Origin of the sequence: Leifsonia sp. McL0618, from assembly GCF_049994905.1 — a bacterium.
Lineage (GTDB): Bacteria > Actinomycetota > Actinomycetes > Actinomycetales > Microbacteriaceae > Diaminobutyricibacter.
Genome location: NZ_CP188258.1, coordinates 3,830,810 through 3,854,810 on the forward strand (window position 1 = coordinate 3,830,810; position 24,001 = coordinate 3,854,810).

Annotated in this window: 17 protein-coding genes; 10 read left to right on the plus strand and 7 right to left on the minus strand. The window is 68.9% G+C overall.

The genetic code is table 11. The annotated features are described in order from the left end of the window. Positions 1–230: 230 nt before the first annotated feature. Together ACPPVQ_RS18445 and ACPPVQ_RS18450 are read right to left on the minus strand one after the other, a co-directional pair. Positions 231–962 carry a hypothetical protein gene (locus ACPPVQ_RS18445; RefSeq protein WP_426516622.1) on the minus strand — a complete coding sequence of 244 codons (732 nt, stop codon included), beginning with the start codon at positions 960–962 and terminating at the stop codon, positions 231–233. Positions 963–1,056: 94 nt separating this feature from the next. Continuing rightward, on the minus strand, positions 1,057–1,857 hold the full coding sequence (locus ACPPVQ_RS18450; RefSeq protein ID WP_426516624.1) for a GNAT family N-acetyltransferase: 801 nt from the start codon (positions 1,855–1,857) through the stop codon (positions 1,057–1,059). A gap of 97 nt (positions 1,858–1,954) precedes the next feature. On the opposite strand from ACPPVQ_RS18450, the gene ACPPVQ_RS18455 reads away from it, so the two are divergent. After that, positions 1,955–2,545: a nitroreductase family protein gene (locus tag ACPPVQ_RS18455; RefSeq protein WP_426516626.1), complete on the plus strand. Its 591-nt coding sequence runs from the start codon at positions 1,955–1,957 to the stop codon at positions 2,543–2,545. Positions 2,546–2,660: 115 nt separating this feature from the next. Here ACPPVQ_RS18455 and ACPPVQ_RS18460 read toward each other — a convergent pair whose 3' ends face one another. Beyond that, the gene (locus ACPPVQ_RS18460) at positions 2,661–3,710 is read right to left on the minus strand and encodes a zinc-dependent alcohol dehydrogenase family protein (protein WP_426516628.1); all 1,050 of its coding nucleotides are present in this window, start codon (positions 3,708–3,710) and stop codon (positions 2,661–2,663) included. Positions 3,711–3,878: 168 nt separating this feature from the next. Here ACPPVQ_RS18460 and ACPPVQ_RS18465 point away from each other — a divergent pair, with 168 nt between their 5' ends. From ACPPVQ_RS18465 to ACPPVQ_RS18475, 3 genes are all read left to right on the plus strand, one after another. Beyond that, on the plus strand, positions 3,879–5,111 hold the full coding sequence (locus ACPPVQ_RS18465; protein WP_426516630.1) for an imelysin family protein: 1,233 nt from the start codon (positions 3,879–3,881) through the stop codon (positions 5,109–5,111). Then, complete coding sequence (gene efeB, locus ACPPVQ_RS18470) at positions 5,108–6,406, plus strand: iron uptake transporter deferrochelatase/peroxidase subunit (protein WP_426516632.1); 1,299 nt, start codon at positions 5,108–5,110, stop codon at positions 6,404–6,406. Before ACPPVQ_RS18465 ends, efeB begins: the two co-directional genes overlap by 4 nt. Positions 6,407–6,484: 78 nt before the next feature. Next, positions 6,485–8,152 (plus strand): phospholipase C, encoded by a 1,668-nt coding sequence (locus tag ACPPVQ_RS18475; RefSeq protein WP_426516634.1) that lies wholly within the window; start codon positions 6,485–6,487, stop codon positions 8,150–8,152. A gap of 204 nt (positions 8,153–8,356) precedes the next feature. Here the strand turns inward: ACPPVQ_RS18475 and ACPPVQ_RS18480 are convergent, their stop codons facing one another. Beyond that, entirely contained in the window at positions 8,357–10,561 is a 2,205-nt protein-coding gene (locus tag ACPPVQ_RS18480; protein WP_426516636.1) for an ATP-dependent Clp protease ATP-binding subunit, read from the minus strand. Between the two features lie 345 nt (positions 10,562–10,906). Here ACPPVQ_RS18480 and ACPPVQ_RS18485 point away from each other — a divergent pair, with 345 nt between their 5' ends. Continuing rightward, positions 10,907–12,403, plus strand: coding sequence for a carboxylesterase/lipase family protein (locus ACPPVQ_RS18485; protein ID WP_426516638.1), 1,497 nt, complete (start codon positions 10,907–10,909; stop codon positions 12,401–12,403). Here the strand turns inward: ACPPVQ_RS18485 and ACPPVQ_RS18490 are convergent. After that, positions 12,370–13,068, minus strand: coding sequence for a TetR/AcrR family transcriptional regulator (locus ACPPVQ_RS18490; RefSeq protein ID WP_426516640.1), 699 nt, complete (start codon positions 13,066–13,068; stop codon positions 12,370–12,372). The two genes, ACPPVQ_RS18485 and ACPPVQ_RS18490, sit on opposite strands and share 34 nt — an antisense overlap. A 163-nt stretch (positions 13,069–13,231) precedes the next feature. Here ACPPVQ_RS18490 and ACPPVQ_RS18495 point away from each other — a divergent pair, with 163 nt between their 5' ends. The 5 genes from ACPPVQ_RS18495 (at position 13,232) to ACPPVQ_RS18515 (ending at position 20,075) form a co-directional block, all read left to right on the plus strand. Then, complete coding sequence (locus ACPPVQ_RS18495; protein ID WP_426516642.1) at positions 13,232–14,881, plus strand: amidohydrolase; 1,650 nt, start codon at positions 13,232–13,234, stop codon at positions 14,879–14,881. A gap of 38 nt (positions 14,882–14,919) precedes the next feature. Beyond that, complete coding sequence (locus ACPPVQ_RS18500; RefSeq protein ID WP_426516644.1) at positions 14,920–16,578, plus strand: ABC transporter substrate-binding protein; 1,659 nt, start codon at positions 14,920–14,922, stop codon at positions 16,576–16,578. 85 nt (positions 16,579–16,663) lie between these two features. Continuing rightward, positions 16,664–17,620 (plus strand): ABC transporter permease, encoded by a 957-nt coding sequence (locus ACPPVQ_RS18505; protein ID WP_426521325.1) that lies wholly within the window; start codon positions 16,664–16,666, stop codon positions 17,618–17,620. After that, positions 17,617–18,477, plus strand: a complete 861-nt coding sequence (locus tag ACPPVQ_RS18510; RefSeq protein WP_426516646.1) for an ABC transporter permease — start codon at positions 17,617–17,619, stop codon at positions 18,475–18,477. The genes ACPPVQ_RS18505 and ACPPVQ_RS18510 overlap by 4 nt, the downstream gene beginning before the upstream one ends. Further along, complete coding sequence (locus ACPPVQ_RS18515) at positions 18,474–20,075, plus strand: dipeptide ABC transporter ATP-binding protein (protein ID WP_426516647.1); 1,602 nt, start codon at positions 18,474–18,476, stop codon at positions 20,073–20,075. Before ACPPVQ_RS18510 ends, ACPPVQ_RS18515 begins: the two co-directional genes overlap by 4 nt. 89 nt (positions 20,076–20,164) lie before the next feature. On the opposite strand, the gene ACPPVQ_RS18520 is transcribed toward ACPPVQ_RS18515, so the two are convergent. Together ACPPVQ_RS18520 and ACPPVQ_RS18525 are read right to left on the minus strand one after the other, a co-directional pair. Continuing rightward, positions 20,165–21,298, minus strand: a complete 1,134-nt coding sequence (locus tag ACPPVQ_RS18520) for a class I SAM-dependent methyltransferase (RefSeq protein ID WP_426516649.1) — start codon at positions 21,296–21,298, stop codon at positions 20,165–20,167. Positions 21,299–21,410: 112 nt separating this feature from the next. Further along, the gene (locus tag ACPPVQ_RS18525) at positions 21,411–23,978 is read right to left on the minus strand and encodes a beta-glucosidase H (protein WP_426516651.1); all 2,568 of its coding nucleotides are present in this window, start codon (positions 23,976–23,978) and stop codon (positions 21,411–21,413) included. Positions 23,979–24,001 lie beyond the last annotated feature (23 nt).

Below are 24,001 nucleotides of genomic sequence, written 5' to 3' on the forward strand. Positions count from 1 at the left end.
TGGGGTACAAACCGTGTCCTCATTTTGACCTACACGGGTCCTTTTTTCTGTAGGCTTCAAGAGTCGGCACGGAACCCGAATAATCCTTGGCGATACCCCGAACGCATGACGGGATGTGAGGGCCTCCTAGGGCCCGCGCACCCCGTCATCGTGGGTTAAGGGGCCGAATGCGGTCGAGACCACCACGGTCGTCATCGGCAACTGAGGTCGCCGGGGCCGGACGGCCGGGGTCACTCGGCGCGCGAGACGATGTCCCGCATGGCGGCCACCTGCAGATGGCCCGCCTCGACCAGGTTCGTCAGCGTCGGGTAGTCCTCCGCCTTGACGGCGACCTTCATCTCCGCGACCAGGCTGGTCAACGCCTCATTGGCCGCGGTCCACTCCTCAGCGATGTTCTCCGGCGACTTGAGCGCCTTCAGCTGCTTGGCATTGAGGGCGAGCCTGGCGGCGTTGGCGACGACGAGCGGGTTGTTGAACTCCGACATCGCGGTCGACATCGCGTTCAGCCCCTTCTCGAAATCGTTCAGGTGCTTGCCCGCGGCGGACTTGAAGCGGGCCGGGTCGACGGCCGGCGGGGCGGTGCTCGGAGGCGGCGTCGGCTCGGCGGACGACTCCGGGCTCGGCTCGGCCGTCGGCACGGGAGTCGGCGTGAGGGTCGACTCGGGCGTCGGTACTGTTGTCGGTGCTGTCGTCGGCACGGGCGTCGGCTCCGGTGTCGGCTCAGCCGGGACGGTTGCCGACGGCGTCTCGGATGGGGTCACGAGAGGCAGTGCCGGAGACGGCGTCGGAGTCTGCGTGGTCGCGGCCGTCTGCGCTTCGATGGTCGCGATCTCCGTCGCCGCGGTGGTGACGCCGGCGATCAGGAGAATCGCGATCACGATCGCGGACGCGATGAACCAGCCGCGTTTCCACAGCGGTTTCTTCGGCGCAGTGTCAGGTCCATCGGGATCGAATTCGGACATGAGGACCCTCTCGCGCATCGAACGGGACGACTCACTGTGCCACGCGTCGCCGCCATCCTGAATCACTCCGATCGGGTGATCCCGTTCGGCGCGATCATGCGGTGAAGTCTGGCGCCGTCCAGTACGAGTAGCCCGACACGGTCTCGAATGCGAGACTGCGATAGAGGGCGATCGCGGATGCGTTCCCGGCGAGCACCTGGAGCCACATCCGGTCGACACCCCGGTCGGCGGCCTCGCGAGCCAGGGCTGCGATGAGGTGACGGGCCAGACCGCGGCGCCGCGCATCCGGTCGTGTTGCCAGGGCGTAGAGCCCGGCCCAGTCGTCGACGAAGGCCAGCCGGGCTGTCGCCACGACGCCGTGGCGATCCCGGATCGAGGCATAGCGGGCCGGTGCGCCGGACAGGATCCGGCGTGCGAACTCGCGCTCGGCGTCGCCCCCGCGGCCGTCGACACTCCACCAGAGCGCCATCCAGTCGTCATCCGGTGCGCCGTCGACGGAGACGCTGACCGTACCGGTCCCGTCGACTGCCGTGACAGGGAGGACCGATGCGGATGCCGCGACCCGGCCGACGTCAGCGACCTGGATGAGCGTGTGGGAGTCCTCGACATACCCCCGGGCATCCAGACGCCTGGCCAGGCCTTCGGGGCGGGACGCAGGGCTCAGCTGGAACGTCGGGGTGAGGCCCCGGTCGCGGTAGACCTCCTCGACCTCGGTGATCGCATCGTCCAGGTTGTCGACCTCGCCGCGCGGAAGCACCGAGTTGGCGCGCTTCGTCACACCGCCGCCCCAGCGGACCACCCAGCTCCCGACGGAACGTGTCTCCAGTGCCGGCCACGCCCGGTCAGCGAGGTCGTCGAGCTGGGCGGCGGTCTTCGCTGAAGAGAATTCCGGCATGGATGAATCTTATGCATGTGTATGGAATAAACGGGCCCTGGATGCGTTGTGAGATGCAGGCAATGGCGCCATCCCCGTTCAGACCACAGGAGGCACATTGTCCATCGCAGAACTCCCCACCCGCACCGCTGACACCAGCGCCCCGCTTCTGGCCGTCCTGGCCGACCGCTGGAGCCCGCGCGCCTACGACGCGAGCGCACCCGTCGACGAGCTGAAGCTCACCGCCGCCCTCGAGGCCGCGCGCTGGTCTCCCTCGGCGAACAACACGCAGCCGTGGCGCTTCATCGTCGCCCGCCGCGGAACGCCGGAATTCGACACGGTGACCGCCAACCTCATGGGCTTCAACCAGGCCTGGGCCGGATCGGCCGGCGTGCTGATCGTCGCACTCGCCGAGACGGTAGACGAGTCTGGAAACGAGCGCCCCTGGGCCAAGTACGACCTCGGCCAGGCGATCGCTCACCTGAGCATCCAGGCGCACCACGACGGACTGCACGCGCACCAGATGGGCGGCTTCGTCGCTGACGGACTTCGCGAGGCTTTCGGCATCGACGAGCGCTTCGCGCCCGTCTCGGTCACCGCGCTCGGCGTTCTCGGCGAACCGGACGACCTGCCCGAGGCGCTCCGCGAGCGCGAGGTCGCGCCGCGAAGCCGCACCGACCTCGACGACCTTCTCCTGGTCAACGCCTAGCAGCCACCCGACGCTCCGCCCGCGAGCCCGAACTCGAGGGCGGGCACAGGAAAAGTCACCTCATTCGTCACGACTGGGGTGACTTTTCCTGTGCTCGGCGCTCAGTGTGCGCGGGTCAGGGGCGCAGCAGCACCTTGATCGCACGACGCTCGTCCATGGCCGCGTAGGCCTCGGCCACGTCGGCGAGCGGAAGCTCAACGTCGAAGACGCGACCGGGGTCGATCGTGCCGGCCAGGACATCCGCCAGAAGCTCCTCGACGTAGCCGCGCACCGGCGCGACGCCGCCGTTTACCCCGACGTTCGTGTTGAACAGCCGGCGCACCGGGAGCTCGGGGCCGCCGTTCGGCGCACCGACATAGCCGACCATGCCGCCCGGCCGCGCCGAGCGGATCGCCTGGTCCATCGACTCCTTCGTTCCGACACATTCGAGCACGCAGTCGGCGCCGATGTCCTCGAGCATCGCCTTGACCCGGGCGACACCGGCGTCGCCCCGCTCCTCGACGATGTCGGTCGCACCGAAGGCGAGCGCCAGCTCCTGCCGCGCCTCGTGGCGCGACATCGCGATGATGCGGGATGCGCCGAGCCGCTTCGACGCGAGCACAGCGCACAGCCCGACCGCACCATCCCCCACCACCACGACGCTGCTGCCCGCGGTCACTCCCGCCGAAACCGCAGCGTGGTGTCCGGTGCCCATCACGTCGGCGAGCGAAAGCAGGCTCGGGATGAGCTCCTCGGCCGGGTACTCCGGGGTCGCGACGAGCGAGCCGTCGGCGTGCGGAACGCGCACCTTCTCGCCCTGGCCGCCGTCCGCGAAGGCGCCGAATTCGTCTTCGGAACCCCACCATCCGCCGTGCTGGCATGACGTGCTGACGCCGTTGCGGCAGTTGATGCAGGTGTTGTCGCAGTCGTAGAAGGGCGCGATCACGAAGTCGCCGACCGCGACCTTCGTAACGTCAGGGCCGACTTCTTCGACGACGCCGACGAACTCGTGACCGATACGGTGCGGCTCGTGCGTCGGCGTCACACCGCGGTACGGCCAGAGGTCGGAACCGCAGACGCAGGCGGCGACGACGCGGACGATCGCGTCGCCTCCCGTGGACAGGACCGGATCGGGAACCTCTTCGAAGCGGATGTCCCGCTCCCCGTGAATAACCGTTGCATGCATCCTCCGAGCCTACGCGCGCACGAGTCGATCACCCCCGTTCGGGGACTCCGCGATGGCTGGCAGGTGAATAGACGGTGAAGCCCGCTGCATGCGCTTCGGCCCCGCTCATAACATCGCAGAGGCGGCCGGATGCCCCGCCTCACATGTCCGCAGAGGAGGTCCCGCACGATGTCGAAGCGTTCCGGGTTCACCCTGCTTTGGGCGGCCCTGGGCGTCATCGTCGTCATCGGTGTCGTGACATCGCTGGCCGTGCGACCGGCGGTGGCGGCGCATGCTTCGCACGCGTTCAGCATCGCAGCGGACCCCGACCATTGCGGTGCCGGATGGGGAACCGGCAGCACCACGGATGCCCCCGCCGGCAACACCGCGCCCGCCCGCGTCGACGGGGGCGAGCAGACCTTCACCATCACCAACGGCACGGTCGCCGGCATCGAGGTGTATCTGCAGGCGGTCGACTCGAAGAAGGTGTACGTCGATGTGGAGAGCCTCGGCGCGGGCGCGCACGCCACGGCGCGGGTCGTGCTCGGCTCCGGGCGGTACCGCTTCGTGTGCCTTCCGGCGGATGCCGACCCCGTCGCCGGCCCCTCCGTGACAGTCGGCGCCGCCCCGGCTTCGCTCGCCCTGACGCCCGGCATCGTGCCGGTCAGCCGCAACGACCTCATCCCGGTGGCCAAAGCGTACGGAGCGTGGGTGTCTTCGCGCATCCCCGTGCTGCGCACACAGGTCCAGTCGCTCAGCGACGACGTTGCGGAGGGCGACCCAGCAGCGGCGAAGACGGCCTGGCTCGCAGCCCACCTGACGTATGAGACGCTCGGCGCAGCCTATGGGGCTTTCGGCAGGCTCGACACCGCCATCAACGGAACGCCGGCACCCGGCCGCACGGCCCTGAACGATCCCCACCTCACCGGGTTCCACCGGGTCGAGGCGCTGCTCTGGTCAGGGGCAGCGGCGGCCAGCGTCCAGCAGGCCGTCACGGGCCTCGCCCACTCGGTCGCAGCCCTCGGTGCTGCTTTCACCGACGCCGAAGTCGACCCGGGCGCCATCGGGCTTCGCGCCCACGAGATCGTCGAGAACGCCATCCAGTTCGAACTACAGGGGACGACGGATGCGGGCTCCGGCACGAACATCGCTACGATCGGCGCGAACCTGCAGGGGGCATCCGCCGCCCTCGAGCCGCTCGACGGAATCCTCGCCCCGCGCTACGCGAACCTCGCGGCGACCAAGGCCGGCCTGGCGCAGAGCCAGGCTCTCGTCCAGTCGCTGCGCCGGCCCGACGGGTCGTGGCCGCCGGTCGGCTCCCTGACGCGGGCGCAGCGCGAACGGCTGGACGCCTCACTGGGTGAGACGGCCGAACTGCTCGCGCCGGTCGCGGCGATCTGCGACGTCAGGCGGGAAGCGTGAGCGGCGCAGGCGGCGTGAGCGGGAGCGGGAGCGGCCCAGGCGGCGGGAACGGCTCAGGCCGCGGCACCGCGCTCGGGCGGCGCGGGTTCCTCGGGGCCGTCCTCGGCGCCGGCATAGCAGCACCCGCAGCCCTCGCTGCGGCCCCGGCGCTGTCCGCGAGTGCCGCAGGGGCCGCATCCGCCGCATCCGCCCGCACCGCGTACGCGTTCCACGGTGAACACCAGCAGGGCATCGCCACCCCTACGCAGAAGGCTGCAGCATTCGTCGCCCTCGACGCCACTGCGGCCAACCGCGCCGAGCTCGCCGACCTGCTGCGCACGATCACGGCGACGACGCGCTTTCTCACCGCAGGCGGCACTCCCGCCGATCCGGGCATCACCGCACCACCCCGCGACTCCGGCATCCTCGGACCGGTCGTCGTGCCCGACGGGCTGACCGTGACGCTCTCCGTCGGCGCAACACTCTTCGACGCACGCTACGGGCTGGCAGCCGCCAGGCCGGCCCGGCTGCGCACGATGGAAGACTTTCCCAACGACGCACTGCAGCGCGGCCTCTGCGACGGCGACCTGCTGTTGCAGGTGTGCGCCGACGACCGCGACACGGTGATTCACGCCATCCGGGAGATCACGCGCGCCACGCGCGGCGGAATGCAGGTGCGCTGGCGGCAGGACGGTTTCACGTCGCCGCCCCGGCCATCCGGGACACCACGCAACTTGATGGGGTTCAAGGACGGCACGTCCAATCCACTCGTCGACGACCCGCAGCAGATGAACGCTTTGGTCTGGACCCACGCGGGCGGGGCCGAGCCCGCCTGGGTGGCGGGCGGCAGCTACCACGTGGTGCGGGTCATCCGCATGCTCGTCGAATTCTGGGACCGCGTGAACCTGCACGAGCAGGAGAACATCATCGGCCGCCGCCGCGACTCCGGGGCACCGCTGACCGCTTCACACGAACACGACGATCCCCATTACGAGAACGACCCGACGGGCGACGTGATCCAGATGGATGCGCACATCCGGCTGGCCAATCCACGCACCGACGCGACGGCGAACCAACGTATGCTCCGCCGGGCATACAACTATGATTCGGGCCTCGACAGCAACGGCAACCTCAACATGGGCCTCATCTTCGCGGCCTTCAACCAGGACCTCGAGCGGCAGTTCGTGACCGTGCAGAAGCGGCTCGCAGGCGAACCGCTCGTCGACTACATCTCGCCGTTCGGCGGCGGGTACTACTTCGCGCTCCCCGGGGTGCGCGACACCTCCGACTGGTTCGGCAGGGGCATGCTCGCCTGATTTCGCGACGATGCGGAGGCGAGCGCACGGATTCGGCGCACACGCGCCGGATATCCACAAGAGAAGAAGAGGGTAAACGTGTTCAGACAGTTCAGTCTGCGCCGCGCCGGTCTCGCCGCGGTCGGGGTGACCGCGCTGGTCGGCGCAGGACTACTCGCAATGTCGCCCGCCATGGCGTACCCGGGAGGCCACGACAAATCGGGCCAGACCGCCACTCCGATCAAGCATCTCGTCGTCATCTACGACGAGAACGTCTCGTTCGACCACTACTTCGGTACCTACCCGAGCGCCGCCAACACAGACGGCACGACGTTCACCGCCGCGAAAGGCACGCCAACGGTGAACAACCTCGTGACCTCGGGCACGCTCACCACCAACCCCAACCTGTACCCGCCGAAACGCCTCAGCCCGGCACAGGCTCTCACCTGCGACCAGAACCACAGCTACGCGGCAGAACAGCAGGCTGTGGACGCAGGCAAGATGGACATGTTCGTGCAGAAGACGAGCACCGACACCTGTACCGGACTGTACGCTGCGCCCGGCCTCGCCATGGACTACTACGACGGCAACACCGTTACCGGCATCTGGAACTATGCGCAGAACTACGCGATGAGCGATAACTCCTGGGACACGACCTTCGGGCCGTCCACCCCTGGCGCGCTGAACCTCATCTCGGGCCAGACGCACGGCGCAACGGCGTACGACCCGAAGACCGGCGTCGTGCTTCCGACGTCGACCGCGGTCAGCTCGCCGAACGCTGCAGGAGTCGGAACGGTGATCGGTGACCCCGACCCGGTCTACGACGACTGCTCCGACGCCGACCACACGTCGACTTCGGCCCTCGTCGGGATGGCGGGCAAGAACGTCGGTGACCTGCTCAACGCTCAGCACGTGACCTGGGGCTGGTTCCAGGGCGGCTTCACCCCGAGCACCGCGTGGGATGGCAAGTCCGGCGACTACGCCAAGTGCGACAGCACCACGGCGAACATCGGCGGATCGACGCCGAAGGACTACTCGCCTCACCACTCGCCGTTCCAGTACTACAAGTCGACGTCGAACCCGCACCACCTTCCGCCTTCGTCGCCCGCAGCCATCGGGCACACCGACCAGGCGAACCACCAGTACGACCTGACGTCGTTCGACACCGCCCTCGCGAACAACAACCTCCCGGCTGTCTCGTTCCTGAAGGCGCCGGAGGCACAGGATGGCCACGCTGCGTACTCCGACCCGCTGGATGAGCAGAAGTTCCTGGTCAACGAGATCAACGCGATCCAGAAGTCGAAGTCGTGGGCGAGCACGGCGGTAGTCGTCTCGTACGACGACTCCGATGGATGGTACGACCACGTGGCGCCGCACGTCACGAACGGCTCAGCGGATGCTGCAGTCGACTCGACCGTGTGCACGAGCGTCACGCAGATGGCCGGCGGTTTCGCCGACCGCTGTGGCCCAAGCCAGCGCCTGCCGCTGCTCGTGATCTCGCCGTACGCGGCGCAGAACCACGTGGACCACACGCCGACCGACCAGGCCTCCGTGCTGCGCTTCATCGAGAAGAACTGGGGAACCGGCAAGGTCGGCGACGCATCGTTCGACACCCGGGCGGGTTCGCTGGGCGGGTTGTTCGCCTTCGACCGGCCGCAGAACCGCGAGGTGCTGCTGTCGCCGACAACCGGAGCGGTGACCGCTGTGGTGCCGACGAAGGGCCACGGCCCGAAGGCGCCGAAGGACGGCTGGCTCACCACGCCGTAATTGAGTTGACGCGATTGGCCCCCTGCCCGCCCGGGCAGGGGGCCAATAGTGTCACCTGGGGCGCCGACGGCCGCCGCGTCGCGGACGCGCTCTGCGCGGGCGAGTGTGCCCGTTGCGGTCGAGATCGTCAGGCAGAGCGGGCACACTCGGCCGCAACGGGCACTCTCGGCAGATCGAGGGGGCGCGGGCGCCGCGCGGGCGCGGCTACACGCCCTCTTCGAGGTCGGCCTCGTCGCCGAAGCCGGCGGGCACGGGGGCGCTGGGTGCGACGGTCAGCCGGTCGCCCTCCGGAGCCATGTCAACGAGAACCGTGTCGCCGTCGTGGATCTGCCCCGCCAGCAGCTCCGTCGCCAGCCGGTCGTCGATTTCCTGCTGCATGAGCCGGCGGAGCGGACGCGCACCATAGATCGTGTCGTAGCCGCGTTCGGCGAGCCAGCGGCGCGCATCCGGTGTCACGGCGAGCTCCAGACGGCGGTCCTGCAGCCGTCGCGTCAGCCGGTCGATGTTCAGCTCGACGATCTCGCCGAGCTCCTCCTGCGTGAGAGTCGAGAACACCACGATGTCGTCGAGGCGGTTCACGAACTCCGGTTTGAACGACTGCCGCACCATCTGCAGCACGGCCTCGTGCTTCTCCGCTTCGGTGAGGGTCGGGTCGACCAGGAATTGGCTGCCCAGGTTCGAGGTGAGCACGAGGATCGCGTTGCGGAAGTCGACCGTGCGACCCTGCCCGTCGGTGAGCCGGCCGTCGTCGAGCACCTGCAGCAGCACATCGAACACTTCCGGATGCGCCTTCTCGACCTCATCGAGGAGGATCACCGAATAGGGGCGCCGGCGCACGGCCTCCGTCAGCTGACCGCCCTGCTCGTAGCCGACGTAGCCGGGAGGGGCTCCGACGAGGCGCGAGACGGAGAACTTCTCCCCGTACTCGCTCATGTCGATGCGCACCATCGCCTTCTCGTCGTCGAACAGGAACGCCGCAAGCGCTTTGGCCAGCTCGGTCTTGCCCACACCGGTCGGCCCCAGGAACAGGAACGAACCGGTGGGGCGATCGGGATCGGAGATGCCTGCGCGGGTGCGGCGAACCGCATCCGCCACCGCTTTGACCGCCTGCTTCTGGCCGATGATCCGTCGACCGAGTTCGCCCTCGAGATTCAGCAGCTTCTCGGTCTCACCCTGCGTGAGCCGGTCGACGGGGATGCCCGTCCAGGCGGCGACGACCGCGGCGATGTCGTCGCTGGTCACCTGCTCGTTCACCATGCGCGGGTACTCCGGATGCTCTTCCGCCTGCTCGGCGGCAGCCAGTTCGCGCTCGATCGAGGGGATCGTCTCGTACTCGATCTTCGACGCCTCCTGGTAGCGCCCGTCGCGCAGGGCCAGGTCACGCTTCGTCTTCGCGTCTTCGAGGTGCGAGCGGAGCTCGCCGACCCGGTTGAGGGATGCCTTCTCGAGCCGCCAGCGCTCCTGCAGTTCCGCAAGTTCGGCTTCGCTGTCCCGCAGGCGTTCCCGCAGGCGCGCGAGCCGATCCTTGCTCGCGTCGTCCTTCTCTTTCTCGAGCGCGAACTCTTCGAGTTTCATCCGCTCGACGACGCGCTGCAGGGTGTCGATCTCGACAGGTGCGGAGTCGATCTCCATCTTGAGGCGGCTGGCCGCTTCGTCGATCAGGTCGATCGCCTTGTCCGGAAGCTGCCGGGCTGTGATGTAGCGGTTGGAGAGGGATGCGGCAGCGACCAGCGCGGAATCCTCGATCGTGACACCGTGGTGGGCTTCGTAGCGCCCCTTGAGTCCGCGCAGGATCGCGACCGTGTCCTCGACGCTCGGCTCGCCCACGTACACCTGCTGGAAACGCCGCTCGAGCGCGGCATCTTTTTCGATGAACTCGCGGTACTCGTTGAGCGTGGTCGCGCCGATTAGGCGGAGTTCGCCACGGGCGAGCATCGGCTTCAGCATGTTGGATGCGGCGACAGACCCTTCGCCGCCACCCGCGCCCATCAGGATGTGCAACTCGTCGACGAAGGTGATGATCTGGCCCTCGGCGTCGTTGATCTCTTTGAGCACGGCCTTGAGGCGCTCCTCGAACTGGCCGCGGTACATGGCTCCGGCGACGAGGGCGGAAAGGTCGAGCGCGACGAGCTGCTTGCCCTTCAGCGAGTCGGCGACGTCGCCGGCGACGATGCGCTGCGCAAGCCCTTCGACGACGGCGGTCTTACCAACGCCGGGCTCGCCGATGAGTACGGGGTTGTTCTTGGTTCGGCGGGTGAGCACCTGGCTGACGCGGCGGATCTCGGCGTCACGCCCGATCACGGGGTCGAGTTTGCCGCTCTTGGCGATCTCGGTGAGGTTGATCCCGTACTGCTGGAGTGCGGTCTTCTGCTCGTCGGTCGAGGCAGGGGCGCCCTGCATGTTCGCCATCTGGGTCCTTTCTGCTGGCGGTGGCCCGGATGTCCGGGCGTAAAAACTTGAGTCTTTGTGGCTCAACTTTAGCAAACGGGTGAGGCCTTCCGCCAGCACCCGGCACGGGCTCGGGCGTTCATAGAACAGGAGATCGTGTGACAGGAGTGACACCTGTCGAGCGGATGCGGGAGCGACGGGCAGCATCCGCCCCATCCGTCACACGAACTCCTGTTTTGTGAACAAGGGAGGGCGGCGGGAAGCGCCGCCCGATTAGTTCAGCGGTTGAACTTTCTCTGGCAGAATGGATATGATCACCGAATGTTGGTAGGTTTTCTACCGGTTCGAGCAACGAGGAGGAGCCCCATGACCCTGGCGAGCACCGGAACACTCATCACGGTCGAGACGCGCGCGGGTAGCGTGCGTGGCTCCTGGCGCGGCGCCCCTGAAGAGAAGGGCGCCTCGGCAGCCTTCCTCGGCATCCCGTTCGCCGAAGCCCCGGTCGGCGACCTCCGCTTTGCGGCTCCGGTGCCGAAGCGCCCATGGGAGGGCGTGATCGACGCACTCGAGTACGCCCCGACGGCACAGCGCGGCGACCCCGGGGTGACCCTTATCCCCGAGCCGAGCATCCCCGGCGACTCGACGCTCAACGTCAACGTCTTCACGCCGGCTCCCGGGTCGGCCGCCGGTCTCCCGGTGCTGGTGTACATCCACGGCGGCGGGTATTTCGCAGGCTCCCCCGCGAGCCCGTGGTACGACGGCGCCGCGTTCAACCGCGACGACGTGGTCACCGTCTCGATCTCGTACCGGCTCGGCTTCGACGGCTTCGGCTGGATCGAGGATGCCCCGCTGAACCGCGGCGTGCTCGACTGGCTGCTCGCGCTCGAATGGGTGCGCGACAATATCGGCTCATTCGGCGGCGACCCATCGCGCGTCACCATCGCAGGCCAGTCGGCCGGCGGCGGCGCGGTGCTCACTCTTCTCGGGATGCCCGCAGCGCAGCCCCTCTTCTCCGGCATCTACTGCATCTCGGGCGCCGCCGCCGACATCTCGGTCGACGACGCGAAGGCGTTCGGCCTGCGCCTGGCAGAAGCCGGCGGCGTCACGCCGGACCGTGCCGGGCTCTCCACACTCAGCGAAGACCGTGTGCTCGAACTGCAGAAGAAGCTCACCGCGCCCGACGAGGGCGGCAACCCCCTGGACGGACTCCGGATGTTCGTCGACGGCGGCCTCACGCTCGGTCCGGTCATCGACGGCGACCTCGTTCCGATGAAGACGGTCGATGCGATCGCGGCAGGGATCGGAGCGGACAAGCCGCTCGTTCTCGGAGCGACGGACGACGAATTCTCCATGATCCTCAGCGAAGCGAAGAACAGACTCCGCTGGATCCCGGCTCGCTACCTGCTCGGGAAGGTCGGCCTCACCGGGAAGGCCCGGTCGGAATACGTGGCGGCGAACCGCGCAGTCGCCAGGAAGGGCACTGCCGCGCTCGTCGGCCGGTACCTCACCGACCGGATGTTCCGCACGCTCGCACTCCGCGTCATCCGCGCCCGGGGCGAAGCCCCCACCTGGTTGTACCGCTTCTCCTGGGTCTCGCCGAATTTCGGATTCGCCGTGCACTGCATCGACGTGCCGTTCTTCTTCGACTGCCTCGCCGCCGACAAGGTCGACGCAATCGCGGGCGACCACCCCCCGCAGGCTCTCGCCGACGCGGTGCATGCCGGCGCCGTCAGCTTCGTGCGCGACGGCGACCCTGGATGGCCGCGCTTCACCGCAGCCGCAGGCGAGGCACGCGTCTACGACGACCCGTCGACCGTGGTTCGCAACGGCTACTCCGAGGTCGCATCACTGATCGCCGGCTGACCGGCTGCGCGCCGCGCCGACTCGATGATCGCCTCGACGCCGAATCGGAAGATGTCCTGGTCTTGCAGCGCCTGCAGCTCGCTCGCGACGGAGGCCAGGTGAGGCTGCCGGGTCGGGTCGACCAGAAGCGGACCTTCCAGCCAGGGGCTCGCGCCCGCCAGCGGGTCCGCGTGGTCGCTCCTGCCTCGCGCGATCCCGGCGGCTTCGGACAGGCAGTATGACGCGTAGAACGCATAGTGCTGAACGAGCGCATCCCCGGAGAGTCCCGCCTCGGCGAACGCCGACAGGATGCACTCGATCGTGTCCGTCTCGGCCGGGCCCTTGGTGGTGAGCACGGTGGCCTCGATGGCGATCGAGGGGAAGGCGACGAATTCGATGAGGGTGCCCGTCGCCAGCGCGACCAGGCGATCGCGCCAGTCGGCCGAGAAGTCGACCCGGGTGAGCACCCGCGCGAGCACCTCGTCCAGAAGTGCTTCCATGAGAGCCTGCTTGCTCGGAAAGTAGCGGTAGACCGCCGTCGGGTTGGCCCCGAGGAGTGCGCCGATGTTGCGCACCGAGATGCTCGCCATGTCGGCGCGGGCACCGAGTTCGAGACCCGCCTGGATGATGACTTCCCGGCTCAGCCGCGTGCGTGACGCGCTGCCGAGTGCTCGCGCTTCCGTCATTGTTCCCTCGCGTTCAGCGTGACCTGCGGGCCGCCAGCCGGTCCACTCGATCCCGACCACTCTAGGCGAGGTTACAGTGTTGTCAACAGTGTTGACAGCAGGTGCGACACGCGGATAGCATCCCATCAATTCCGATTCGACGACGAACGAACGAGGTACTCACGTGACAGCAGCGGACACGATCTTCACCGGCGGTGCGATCTTCACCGGTTCCGGGCATCCGGTCGAAGGCATGGCGGTGGTCGTTCGCGACGGCCGCATCGTCAGCGTCGTGCCCGAACAGGAGGCGCGTGCACTGCTCGCCGGGGCCGCGAGGATCGTCGACCTGCAGGGAGCGCTCCTTGCCCCCGGATTCCAGGACGCCCACGTGCACCCCGTCGGAGCCGGCATCGAACTGCTGCAATGCAACCTGACCGACGCGGAGGATGCGGACGACGCGCTGCGACGGATCGGCGAGTACGCCGCAGCCAACCCCGACGGCTGGATCCTCGGCGGCGGCTGGTCGATGGACCACTTCGACGGCGGCGCCCCGACCCGCCGGGCACTCGACGTGGTCGTCGGCGACCGCCCGGTGTTCCTGAGCAGCCGCGACCACCACAGCATCTGGGCGAGCACGACCGCCATCCGACGGGCCGGCCTCGACGCCACCACGCCCGACCCCGCGGACGGGCGCATCGAGCGCGAGTCCGACGGCTTTCCCGCCGGCACGTTCCACGAAGGCGCCGCCGACCTGTTCTCCGACGTGCGACCCCTGAACGACGAAGACCTCAGCTATGCCGGCCTGCTGAAGGCGCAGGACGAACTGCTCAAGCTCGGCATCACCGGCTGGCAGGATGCGATGATCGGCGCGGCCGCCGGCCTCAGCGAGAACCTGGGCGCCTACCTCCGCGCCATCGACGAGGGCACGCTCATCGCCCATGTCGTCGGCGCCCAGTGGTGGTCGCGGTCGGATGGCGCCGAACAGGTCGCGACGATGATCGAGCGCCGCGACCGGATCGCCGCGATCGGCACCAGCCGGTTCGAGCTCGGCACGGTGAAGATCATGGTCGACGGGGTGGCCGAGAACCACACCGCCGCGATGAAGGCCCCGTACCGTGACACGCACGGGCACGACACCGCAAACCGCGGCCTCTCGTTCATCGACCCGGGCCTGCTGCGCGGCTACGTGACCGCGCTGGACCGCGAAGGCTTCCAGGTGCACTTCCATGCGCTCGGCGACCGCGCGGTGCAGGAGGCGCTGGATGCGATCGAAGCTGCGCGCCAGGCCAACGGCCCGTCCGACGGCCGCCATCACCTCGCCCATCTTCAGGTCGTTGCGGTGGACGACGCTGCGCGTTTCGCCCCGCTCGACGCGACCGCGAACCTCCAGGCCCTGTGGGCCTGCCACGAACCGCAACTCGACACCCTGACGCTGCCGTTCCTGCAGGAGGGCGCCGTCGACCGCCAGTACCCGTTCGGCGACCTCGCCTGTAACGGGGCGCGACTCGCGGCGGGCAGCGACTGGCCGGTCTCGAGCGCGAACCCGGTCGAGGCCATCCACATCGCCGTCAACCGGGTCTCGCCGGGCAGGGACGACGAACCGCTCGGTGGCGCCCACCAGCGAATCAACCTCCCGACCGCGTTCGCCGCCTACACCTCGGGCTCCGCCTACGTGAACCACCGCGACCACGACACCGGGCGGATCGCGCCCGGCTACCTGGCGAACCTCGTCGTGCTCGACCCGAACCCGTTCGCCGGGCCTGTCGAAGACATCCACCGATCCGAAGTGGTCTCGACCTGGGTAGAGGGCGAACCCGTCTACACGCGCGAGTGAACCATCCACCTCCCTTCCCCCACAGCAAGGAGCGCACCATGACCTCATCCCACCCGAAGCGGCGGCGGCGGCGCCGTGCAGCGGCCGTCGCCGGCGCACTGAGCGTGGCGCTCCTGCTCGCCGCGTGCTCGCCGCAGGCCGCGCAGACCGGCACCGACCATCCGACCTATACGCTGACGGCGCAGACCGCCGCCCCGAAGGGCGACATCGACTCGTTCACCTGGGCGATCTACGCCGAGCCGTACTCGCTCGACTACGCCCACGCCTTCGACTACCCGGACAACCAGGTGCTGGCGAACGTGTGCGAGTCGCTGCTGCGGCTGAATCCCGACTGGACGCTGTCGCCGGGTCTTGCGAAATCGTTCAGCCATCCGACGCCGACGCAATGGGTCTACGAGTTGCGCGACGGGGTCACGTTCCACGACGGAACGCCGATGACGGCAGCGGATGCTGTGGCCTCCATGCGACGCCACCTCGACCCGGCCGTCGGGTCGTCCTGGTACTCGGTGTACCAGTACGTGACGTCGATCGACCAGACCGGGCCGATGGAGGTCACCGTCACCGAGTCCAGGCCGGACTCGCAGTTCAACCTGGCGATGGGCGGCTCTGCCGGCGTCGTCGAGTCGGCTGCGACGCTGAAGGCGAAGGGCGCCGACTACGGCAACTCGACCGGCGGGGTCAACTGCACGGGTCCGTTCGAGTTCACCTCGTGGAAGTCCGGTGAGAGCATCACCCTCACCCGGTACGCGGACTACTGGGACTCGAAGCTGCGCGCGAAAGCCGGCAAGGTCACCTTCCTCTTCATGAACGACTCGACCGCGCGCACCAACGCGCTGAAGTCGGGCCAGGTCGACGGCAGCTGGATGATCCCGATGGATGCTGCTGACCAGCTCAAGAGCACAAGTGCGAGCTCGGGCGGTCTCTATTTCGGCCTCAATACGGCGGTAAACAGCCTCATCGTCGGCAACCTGAAAGGCCCGCTCGGTGACGTCACGGTGCGTAAAGCGCTGATGATGGCTCTCGACCGCCAGGGCATCGTGGATGCGGCCGTCAAGGGCTACGGCACCGTGACGAACGCGCTGACGACCAGGTCGGTGTGGTCGGGAGCGAGCAAGGATGCTCTGGCCAAGGCCTTCGACGGACTGCAGAAGTACCCGTATGACGTCAAGGCGGCGAAGGCACTCATCGAGAAGGCGGGCGCGACCGGCAAGCAGATCGTCATCAGGACCGCGCCGATCGGCTCCGACTTCAGCGTCGTCGCCCAGGCGACGGCGGCCGCCGCCGAGTCGATCGGACTCAAGGCGAAGATCGACACGGTGACACCCAACGCGTACACGACGCTCTTCACCGACCCGACCGCTCGTGCCGGGGCCGACCTCTGGTACACCTCGTGGTACCTCTCGTCGCCCGACCCGCTGGAGATGTACGGGGTGCTGCGCACCGGCGACTACAGCAACTACGGCAACTGGTCCGACCCGAAGTTCGACGCGATCGTGAACGACGCGGCGGGGACCGACGATGCTGCAGCGCGTTCGGAGAAGTCGGCCGAGGCTCAGCGCATCGCCAACGACCAGCTGCCCTGGCTGCCGCTGTTCGAGGCCCCGATGTCGGTCTATCTCGGAAAGCGCATCACCGGCGTCCAGCCGTCCGTCGCATTCCTCTACTACCCGTGGGCGGCGACCATTGGCGCTCGGTGAAGCCGGCGTCGACCGGGCGGCGCGCGGGAGGGCGCGTGCCGAGCCGTCGGCGCTCCGGGGGGCGCAGCGGCGTGGCGGCGGTTCGATGACCGTCGCCCGCCGGGTGCTCGGCAAGCTCGGCTCGCTCCTCCTCACCCTGTTCCTCGCGTCGCTGCTCGTCTTCTTCTCGCGCTTTCTGGTGCCGGGGAATCCGATCGACTTCCTGCTCCGCGGCCGTCACCCGAACCCGCAGGCCATCGCCGACCTGACCAGGCAGTACGGTCTCGACCTCCCGCCCTGGCAGCAGTACATCGACTGGGTCGGCGGCATGCTCCACGGCGACTTCGGGCGTTCGCTGCAGTACCGCCAGGACGTGTCGGCGGTCATCGGGGAACGACTCCCGGTGACGTTCGGCCTGGTGATCATGGCCGGGCTGATCATCACGATCGTCGGCCTCGCGGCCGGGATCGTCGCTGCGCTCTACAAGGGGCGGATGCTCGACCGGGCCATTCTCGTCGGCCTCACGGTGCTCGCGGCGATCCCCTCCTTCGTCGGGTCGATCGTGCTCATCTCCGTCTTCGCGGTGCAGCTCGGATGGTTCCCCTCGTTCGGCTCGGGGGTCGGATTCTTCGACACGATCTACCACCTGATCCTCCCGTCGATCGCCCTGGCCGTCGTGTTCATCGTGCTCATCGGAAAGGTGACGCGCACCTCGATGGTCGACCAGCTGGGCCGCGAGCACGTCGAAGTCGCGACGAGCCGCGGCCTCACCCGGGCCACCGTCATCCGCCGCCATGTGCTGCGCAACGCGATCGGGCCGATCCTGACGGTCAGCGGCGTGCTGGTCGCCGGCCTGCTCGTCGCCAGCACGATCGTCGAATCGGCCTTCGGTCTGGCCGGGATCGGCTCGCTGCTCGTGCAGTCCGTCGACCGGCTCGACTTTCCGGTCGTGCAGGCGATCGTCCTCCTCGTCGTCACTGCGTTCGTGGTCGTCAACGCGATCGTCGACATCCTCGAACCCGTGGTAGACCCCCGATCAGCAGCAGGAGCCGGTGCCCGATGACAACACCCACCATGGCCGTGAAGGTGCTGCGCGCATCCCGAAGCCACCGCCCGGCGCTCAGCTGGACGATCAGCCTGGCCATCCTGGCCGTTATGACGCTCGCAGCGGTGTTCGCGCCGCTGATCGCGCCGTACGACCCCGACCACATCGACTTCGCCGCGATCTACGCGTCGCCCAGTCCCGCCCACTGGCTCGGGGCGGACGCACTCGGCCGCGACACCCTCAGCCGCATGATCTTCGGCGCGCGCACGGCCCTGCTCGGCCCGCTCATCGTCGTGGTCGCATCGACGGCGGTGGGCATCCTGCTCGGCCTGGTCGCCGCCTGGCGCGGCGGCTGGTTCGACGCCGTGCTCGGGCGTGTGTTCGACGTCTTGTTCGCCTTTCCGTCGCTGCTGATCGCGATCATGGCGGTCGCCCTCTTCGGCAAGGGACTCGTCGCCCCGGTCATCGCGATGAGCATCGCATACGCGCCGTTCGTCGCCCGGCTGACGCGGTCGCTCGTGCTCGCGGAGCGCAACCGGCCGTACGTCTCGGCGTACCGGGTGCAGGGCTTCTCGGGCGGATGGATCGCCCTGCGACGCGTGCTGCCGAACGTCTCGCCCATCGTCGGCGCCCAGTCGACCCTGAACTTCGGCTACGTGCTGGCCGAACTCGCAGGCCTGTCGTTCCTCGGGCTCGGCGTGCAGGCGCCGACCGCCGACTGGGGCGCGATGATCAACGAGGCGCAGGCCGGCATCGTCGGCGGCCACTTCCTTCCCGCCATCGTGCCCGCGCTCGCGGTCGTGATCGTGGTCGTCGCCGTCAACATCGTCGGCGAAGAATTCTCAGACCGCATCGGAGGCGGATCCGCCGCATGACGCTCCTCGACATCTCGAAACTCACCCTCGACCTCCCGACAGGAGCGCGCCTGCTGCACGGGATCTCGCTCCACGTCGGCGACGGCGAGACGGTCGGCCTCGTCGGCGAATCCGGTTCGGGCAAGTCGCTCACCGCCCGCGCTGTGCTCGGCCTGCTCCCCGACGACGCGACGACATCGGGCTCCGTGCTGCTCGAAGGCACGGAGGTCCTGGGCGCTTCGCGTCGCACGCTGCTGCAGCTGCGACGCTCGCGCGCGGCGATGATCTTCCAGGATCCGCGCGCCGGCATCAACCCGATGCGAACGCTCGGCGACCACCTCACCGAAGGGCTGCGCCTCGGCGAGGGCTGGTCGGCATCCGATGCGCGCGCCCGTGCGATCGAACTGCTGCACGCGGTGAGGCTGCCCCGGCCCGAGGAACACCTGCGCCAGTATCCGCACGAATTCTCGGGCGGGATGCTGCAGCGCGTCATGATCGCGGGCGCGCTTGCCGGGTCTCCGCAGCTCCTCGTCTGCGACGAGCCGACCACGGCGCTGGATGTGACGACGCAGGCCGAGATCATCTCCGTGCTCACAGAACAGCGCGCGGTGCGGGGCATGGGAATGCTCTTCATCACCCACGACCTCAACCTCGCGGCCTCGATCTGCGACCGCGTCTACGTCATGAGCGCCGGACGCATCGTAGAAGAAGGGGATGCCCGGCAGGTGTTCCTGCACCCGCGGGCGGAGTACACGCAGCGGCTGGTCGCGGCGACGCCGACGTTGGGCGGTGGTGCCGCTGGGGCGGAGGACGTGGGTGCTTCTGAAGGCGCGGCGGGCGGCCCGATGCTGGAGGTGCGGTCGCTCTCGAAGACGTACTACCCGCGCGGCAAGGAACCCGTCCGGGCCGTGATCGACACCTCGATCACCGTGCCTGCGGGCGAGGCGCTCGGCGTCGTCGGGGAATCGGGTTCGGGCAAGTCGACACTCGCGCGCATGATCGTCGGGCTGGAGCATCCGGACACCGGGGACATCCGCGTCGACGGCGCAGAGCGCACGGCCCGCCCTCGCAGCCACGCAGAGAGACTCGCGCATGCACGCAGTGTGCAGATGGTCTTCCAGGATCCGTACCTCTCCCTCGACCCCCGCATCACTGCGGGCCAGGCCATCGAGGATGCGCTGCGCCTGCATTCGACGCTGACCGCGCGGGATGCGCGCATCCGTGCACTGACCCTGCTCGACCAGGTCGGGCTCGGCGAGAAGCACGCCCAGGCCCAGCCCCGCACGCTCTCGGGCGGGCAGCGGCAGAGGGTCGCCATCGCGCGGGCACTCGCGATCGAGCCGGAAGTGCTGGTCATGGACGAGGCGACGAGCGCACTCGACGTGTCGGTGCAGGCGCAGGTGCTCGACGTCGTCTCGGAGATCCGGCGTGAACGGCACCTCACGGTGCTGTTCATCAGCCACGACCTGGCGGTGGTGCGGAGGGTCTGCGAGAGCACGGTCGTCATGCGGCGCGGCGAGATCGTGGAGCGCGGCGGCACGGATGCGATCCTTCGCGACCCCCAGCATCCATACACGCGCCTGCTGATCGATTCGGTGCCTGCGGGCGCCGCCGAGTAGCGGCGAAAGGGGCGAGAAGTGTGTTTCGCGGGGGCGGATCGTCCACTTCTCGCACGTTTCGTCGCCGGGCCGGGGCGGCAGCGGCCAGATCAGCGGCGGAGCGACGTCGTTACGGTGAACTTGGCGTTGCGGGCGACCTGGGTGGTGGGGCCGACGATGCGTTCGAGCGGCGTGCGGTAGCCGAGGTGGGAGTTCCACACGGCCCAGAGCTCGCCGTCCGGCGCGAGCACACGCGCTGCATCGTCGAACAGCCTGAGGGCGGCGCCCGCGTGGACGGCCGCGCCGATGTGGAACGGCGGATTCACCACGATCAGCTCGGCGCTCCCGTCAGGCTGCGCTGAGAGGGCGTCGTCGCGCACCACCTCGACCCGGTCGGCGACCCCGTTCGCGAGCATGGTCTCGGCGGCGGATGCGACGGCAGCAGACGACTGGTCCGTCGCGACGACGCGGATGCCCGGGCGCGCCAAGGCGAGTGCGGCCGCGATCACGCCGGTGCCGCATCCGAGATCGACGGCTGTGCGCGCATCCGGTCGGGCCTCCCCCAGCACCGTGAGCAGGAACCGCGTCCCGATGTCGATCGAGGTTCCGGCGAACGCTGCTCCGTGGGCGCAGACCCACAGACCGAGGTCGTCGTGGAACTCGCGGCGCGGCCACTGGTCGGGGCGCCCGGTGAGCGGCGCGTCGACGGTCAACACCCGGGCCTTCTGCCGCGCGAGCCCGGCACGCACAGAGCCGAACGACCCCAGCAGCACATCGTTCATGCCAGTGGTCAGGTGTTTCACCATGCCCCCCGCGTAGACGGTCACTGCAGGGGATGCGTGTGTCGCGACGAGTTGCGCGATCTCGGCGAGCGCATCCAGACTTCTCGGCAACCGCAGCAGCACGACCGTCGCGCCCGCGACCAGCTCGGGGACGAGCGCGAACGACCTGAACGAATCGGACAGCCCGGAGGGCTCCGCATTCGCCGCGAGTGCCCGCTCTCCGGTCAGCGGATCCTGGTGCACACGGATGCCGCGCACCCCGTGCAGCGCGGCGGCACCGAGCGTGAGCGCGCCGTAGGTGTCGCCGATGACGACGGCGGCGCCGGCAGGTGCACGGCCGAGGTCGACGGCGGCGGTGTCGAGGAGCAACCGGTCGGCTGCGTCGACGGCGAACAGGTTCGGCGCTTCGACGTCGGGCCTGCGCCGAAGCCGCTCGAACGCAAAGTCTTCTGGCGGGGCCACGCCCTCTTTCCTACCACCTCGGGGCCCCGTGCCTCGTCGAGCGCAAGAAAAGTCACCTTAACCTTGCGATCTGGGATGCTTTTGCCTGTAGTCGACGATCAGTGGGGCCAGGTCAGACCTCGAGGTCGACGGCGGGGGCGAGCTCGGCGACCGAGGAGCCGACGTGCACGCGGTACGTGCCGGGTTCGGTGCGCCAAGCGTGGTCATCCGCCGACCAGTACTGCAGCGAGCGCGGCTCGATGGTGGCGGATGCGGTGACCGTCTCGCCCGCTTCGGCGCGAACCACGGCGTACCCGGCCAGCCAGAGCGCCGGGCGCTCCACAGCCGAATCCGACACCCGCGCGAGGTATACCTGCACGACGTGCTTGCCGGGGCGCGAGCCGGTGTTCGTGACCGGCACCGTGACCTCGAAGCCTGCCGCCGCATCCGGTGCATCCGCCGCATACGACGCATCCGCTGCCGCCACGCTCGCCGCGCCCAGTTCCCACGTCGTGTAGCCGAGTCCCGACCCGAACGCGATCGCCGGCGCGGGGCCGCCGAGCGCAGCACGCCGAACCCATTCGCGGTAGCCCACGTTGAGGCCTTCGGTGTAGAACAGCTGGCCGTCGACCGGTTCGACCTGCCACACCGGAACGTCGTCTTCGGCCGCAGCCCACGTCGTCGGGATGCGTCCACCCGGCTCGCGGACACCGCTCACCACGTCGGCGAGCGCATCACCCATCTCCTGCCCGGGGAACCACGTCAGCAGCACGGCGGGCGCTTCGTCCAGCCACGGCATGATGACCGGGCCGCCCGAGTTGACGATCACGATCGAGCGCGGGTTGGCGGCGATCACGCGCCGCACCAGCTCATCCTGCCCGGCGGGCAACCGCAGGTCGACCCGGTCGAAGCCTTCGGATTCCAGCTGTTGGGTGGTGCCGACGACCACGACGGCGACATCGGTTGCGGCGGCCAGCGCGACCGCGCGCTCCAGCTCTTCTTCTGCTGTCGCGAACGGCTCCTCGTACCCGAGGGTGAACATGACGGCGGGGATTCCACCCTGGCGCATCGGCTCGTGCTGCAGCCGCAGCTCCACCTTCTGGCCGGCGGCGAGCTGCACGGGAAAGACCTGCTTCGGCGGGTTCAGGAACGCCATGAACGGGTCCGTGCCCTCCGGGAAGAACAGGCCGTCGCTCTTGTTCTCGCCATCGACGTCGAACCGGAACGTGCCGAGGCCGGCGAAACCGAGGGCGTATTCACCGTCCTCCGGGGCCGTGAACGTCGCCGTCACCTCGACGACGGCCGTGTCTGCGAGCACCGGGTCGCCGAGCCACGCGAGACGGCCGCCCACGCGGTGCTCGTCGAGCACGACCGAGCCGTCATCGGCGAGGAACCGCACATGCACCCCCGGCTCTCCGGTCACGGGGTCGGCGACCACGGTCGGCTCGAACGGCAGCAGCGACTCGGATGCCTTCACACCGGGCGCGAACCGCACCGACTCGGCGCCGAACGCGGTCTGCAATCCCGCGAGCGGCGTCACGACGTGAGTGGGGAACACGGTGGCGGATCCGCCGCCCTGGCTGCGCGCCACCTTCGCGTGCTGGCCGACGACCGCGATCGTCTGGCCGGCCGCAGCGTCGAGCGGGAGCACCCCGTCGTTGCGCACGAGCACCATGCCGTCGGCTGCCGCAGCACGCAGGAGAGAGGTGACCTCCTCGTCAGGCCAGGCCTGGGCGACGGGGGTGGCGGCATCCACATCCTGAAGCGCGCCGAGCCGGCCGGCGAGCCGCAGGATCCGCAGCACCTTCGCGTCGACGGCCTCCTCGCTGACCTGGCCCGCGCGCACCGCCTCGACCAGGGCCTCGCCCCAGACACCGTCGGGGCCCGGCATAGCGAGATCCTGTGCCGAGTTGCCGGCCGCGACCGTGTCACGCACGCCCATCCAGTCCGAGACGACGACGCCGTCGAAGCCCCACTCGTCCTTCAGGGGCGAGGCCAGCAGGTCGTTCTCGGTCATCGTCACGCCATTGACCGAGTTGTACGACGACATGACGACCCACGCCCCTCCCTCGGTGACCATCCGCTCGAACGGGGCGAGGTAGACCTCGCGCAGGGTGCGCTCGTCCACGTTCACGTTGACGGTCATCCGCTCGGTCTCGCTGTCGTTGGCGACATAGTGCTTCGGCGTCGCCGCGACCCCGCCCGACTGGATGCCCTTCACGAACGCCGTGCCGATGACACCGGACAGCCACGGGTCCTCGCTGTACGCCTCGAAGTGGCGCCCCCCGCGCGGCGAACGCTGGATGTTCACCGTCGGGCCGAGCGCAACGCCGACACCCTTGCGCCGTGCCTCCGCGGCGATCAGGCGTCCCAGCCGGTGCACGAGTTCGACATCCCACGACGCCGCGAGCGAGGTCGGCGACGGAAGGTTCGCCGAGCTGTCGCGCTCATCCCACGCCGCCCCGCGCACACCGGCCGGGCCATCCGACACCATGATCGTCTCGAGGCCGATCGCCGGCTCGTCGTGCAGGGTCCAGAACGTCGCGCCCGTCAGCAACCGCACCTTCTGCTCGAGCGTGAGGCCGGCGAGCAGGGAGGCGATCACCGCCTCGTCGGCCGCGTTGGCGGTGGTCGACGAGGTGGTGGCGGATGCGGTGGTGGCGGATGCGGTGGTGGCCGATGCGTCGGGTGCTGCGTTCATGGTGTGCCTTGCGTTTCGGGTGC

Excerpts from the sequence above, each read along its gene's own strand:
- ACPPVQ_RS18445 (WP_426516622.1), bottom strand. The coding sequence starts at position 962 with ATGTCCGAATTCGATCCCGATGGACCTGACACTGCGCCGAAGAAACCG.
- ACPPVQ_RS18450 (WP_426516624.1), bottom strand. The coding sequence starts at position 1,857 with ATGCCGGAATTCTCTTCAGCGAAGACCGCCGCCCAGCTCGACGACCTC.
- ACPPVQ_RS18460 (WP_426516628.1), bottom strand. The coding sequence starts at position 3,710 with ATGCATGCAACGGTTATTCACGGGGAGCGGGACATCCGCTTCGAAGAG.
- ACPPVQ_RS18465 (WP_426516630.1), top strand. The coding sequence starts at position 3,879 with ATGTCGAAGCGTTCCGGGTTCACCCTGCTTTGGGCGGCCCTGGGCGTC.
- ACPPVQ_RS18480 (WP_426516636.1), bottom strand. The coding sequence starts at position 10,561 with ATGGCGAACATGCAGGGCGCCCCTGCCTCGACCGACGAGCAGAAGACC.
- ACPPVQ_RS18485 (WP_426516638.1), top strand. The coding sequence starts at position 10,907 with ATGACCCTGGCGAGCACCGGAACACTCATCACGGTCGAGACGCGCGCG.
- ACPPVQ_RS18490 (WP_426516640.1), bottom strand. The coding sequence starts at position 13,068 with ATGACGGAAGCGCGAGCACTCGGCAGCGCGTCACGCACGCGGCTGAGC.
- ACPPVQ_RS18500 (WP_426516644.1), top strand. The coding sequence starts at position 14,920 with ATGACCTCATCCCACCCGAAGCGGCGGCGGCGGCGCCGTGCAGCGGCC.
- ACPPVQ_RS18505 (WP_426521325.1), top strand. The coding sequence starts at position 16,664 with ATGACCGTCGCCCGCCGGGTGCTCGGCAAGCTCGGCTCGCTCCTCCTC.
- ACPPVQ_RS18510 (WP_426516646.1), top strand. The coding sequence starts at position 17,617 with ATGACAACACCCACCATGGCCGTGAAGGTGCTGCGCGCATCCCGAAGC.
- ACPPVQ_RS18515 (WP_426516647.1), top strand. The coding sequence starts at position 18,474 with ATGACGCTCCTCGACATCTCGAAACTCACCCTCGACCTCCCGACAGGA.
- ACPPVQ_RS18525 (WP_426516651.1), bottom strand. The coding sequence starts at position 23,978 with ATGAACGCAGCACCCGACGCATCGGCCACCACCGCATCCGCCACCACC.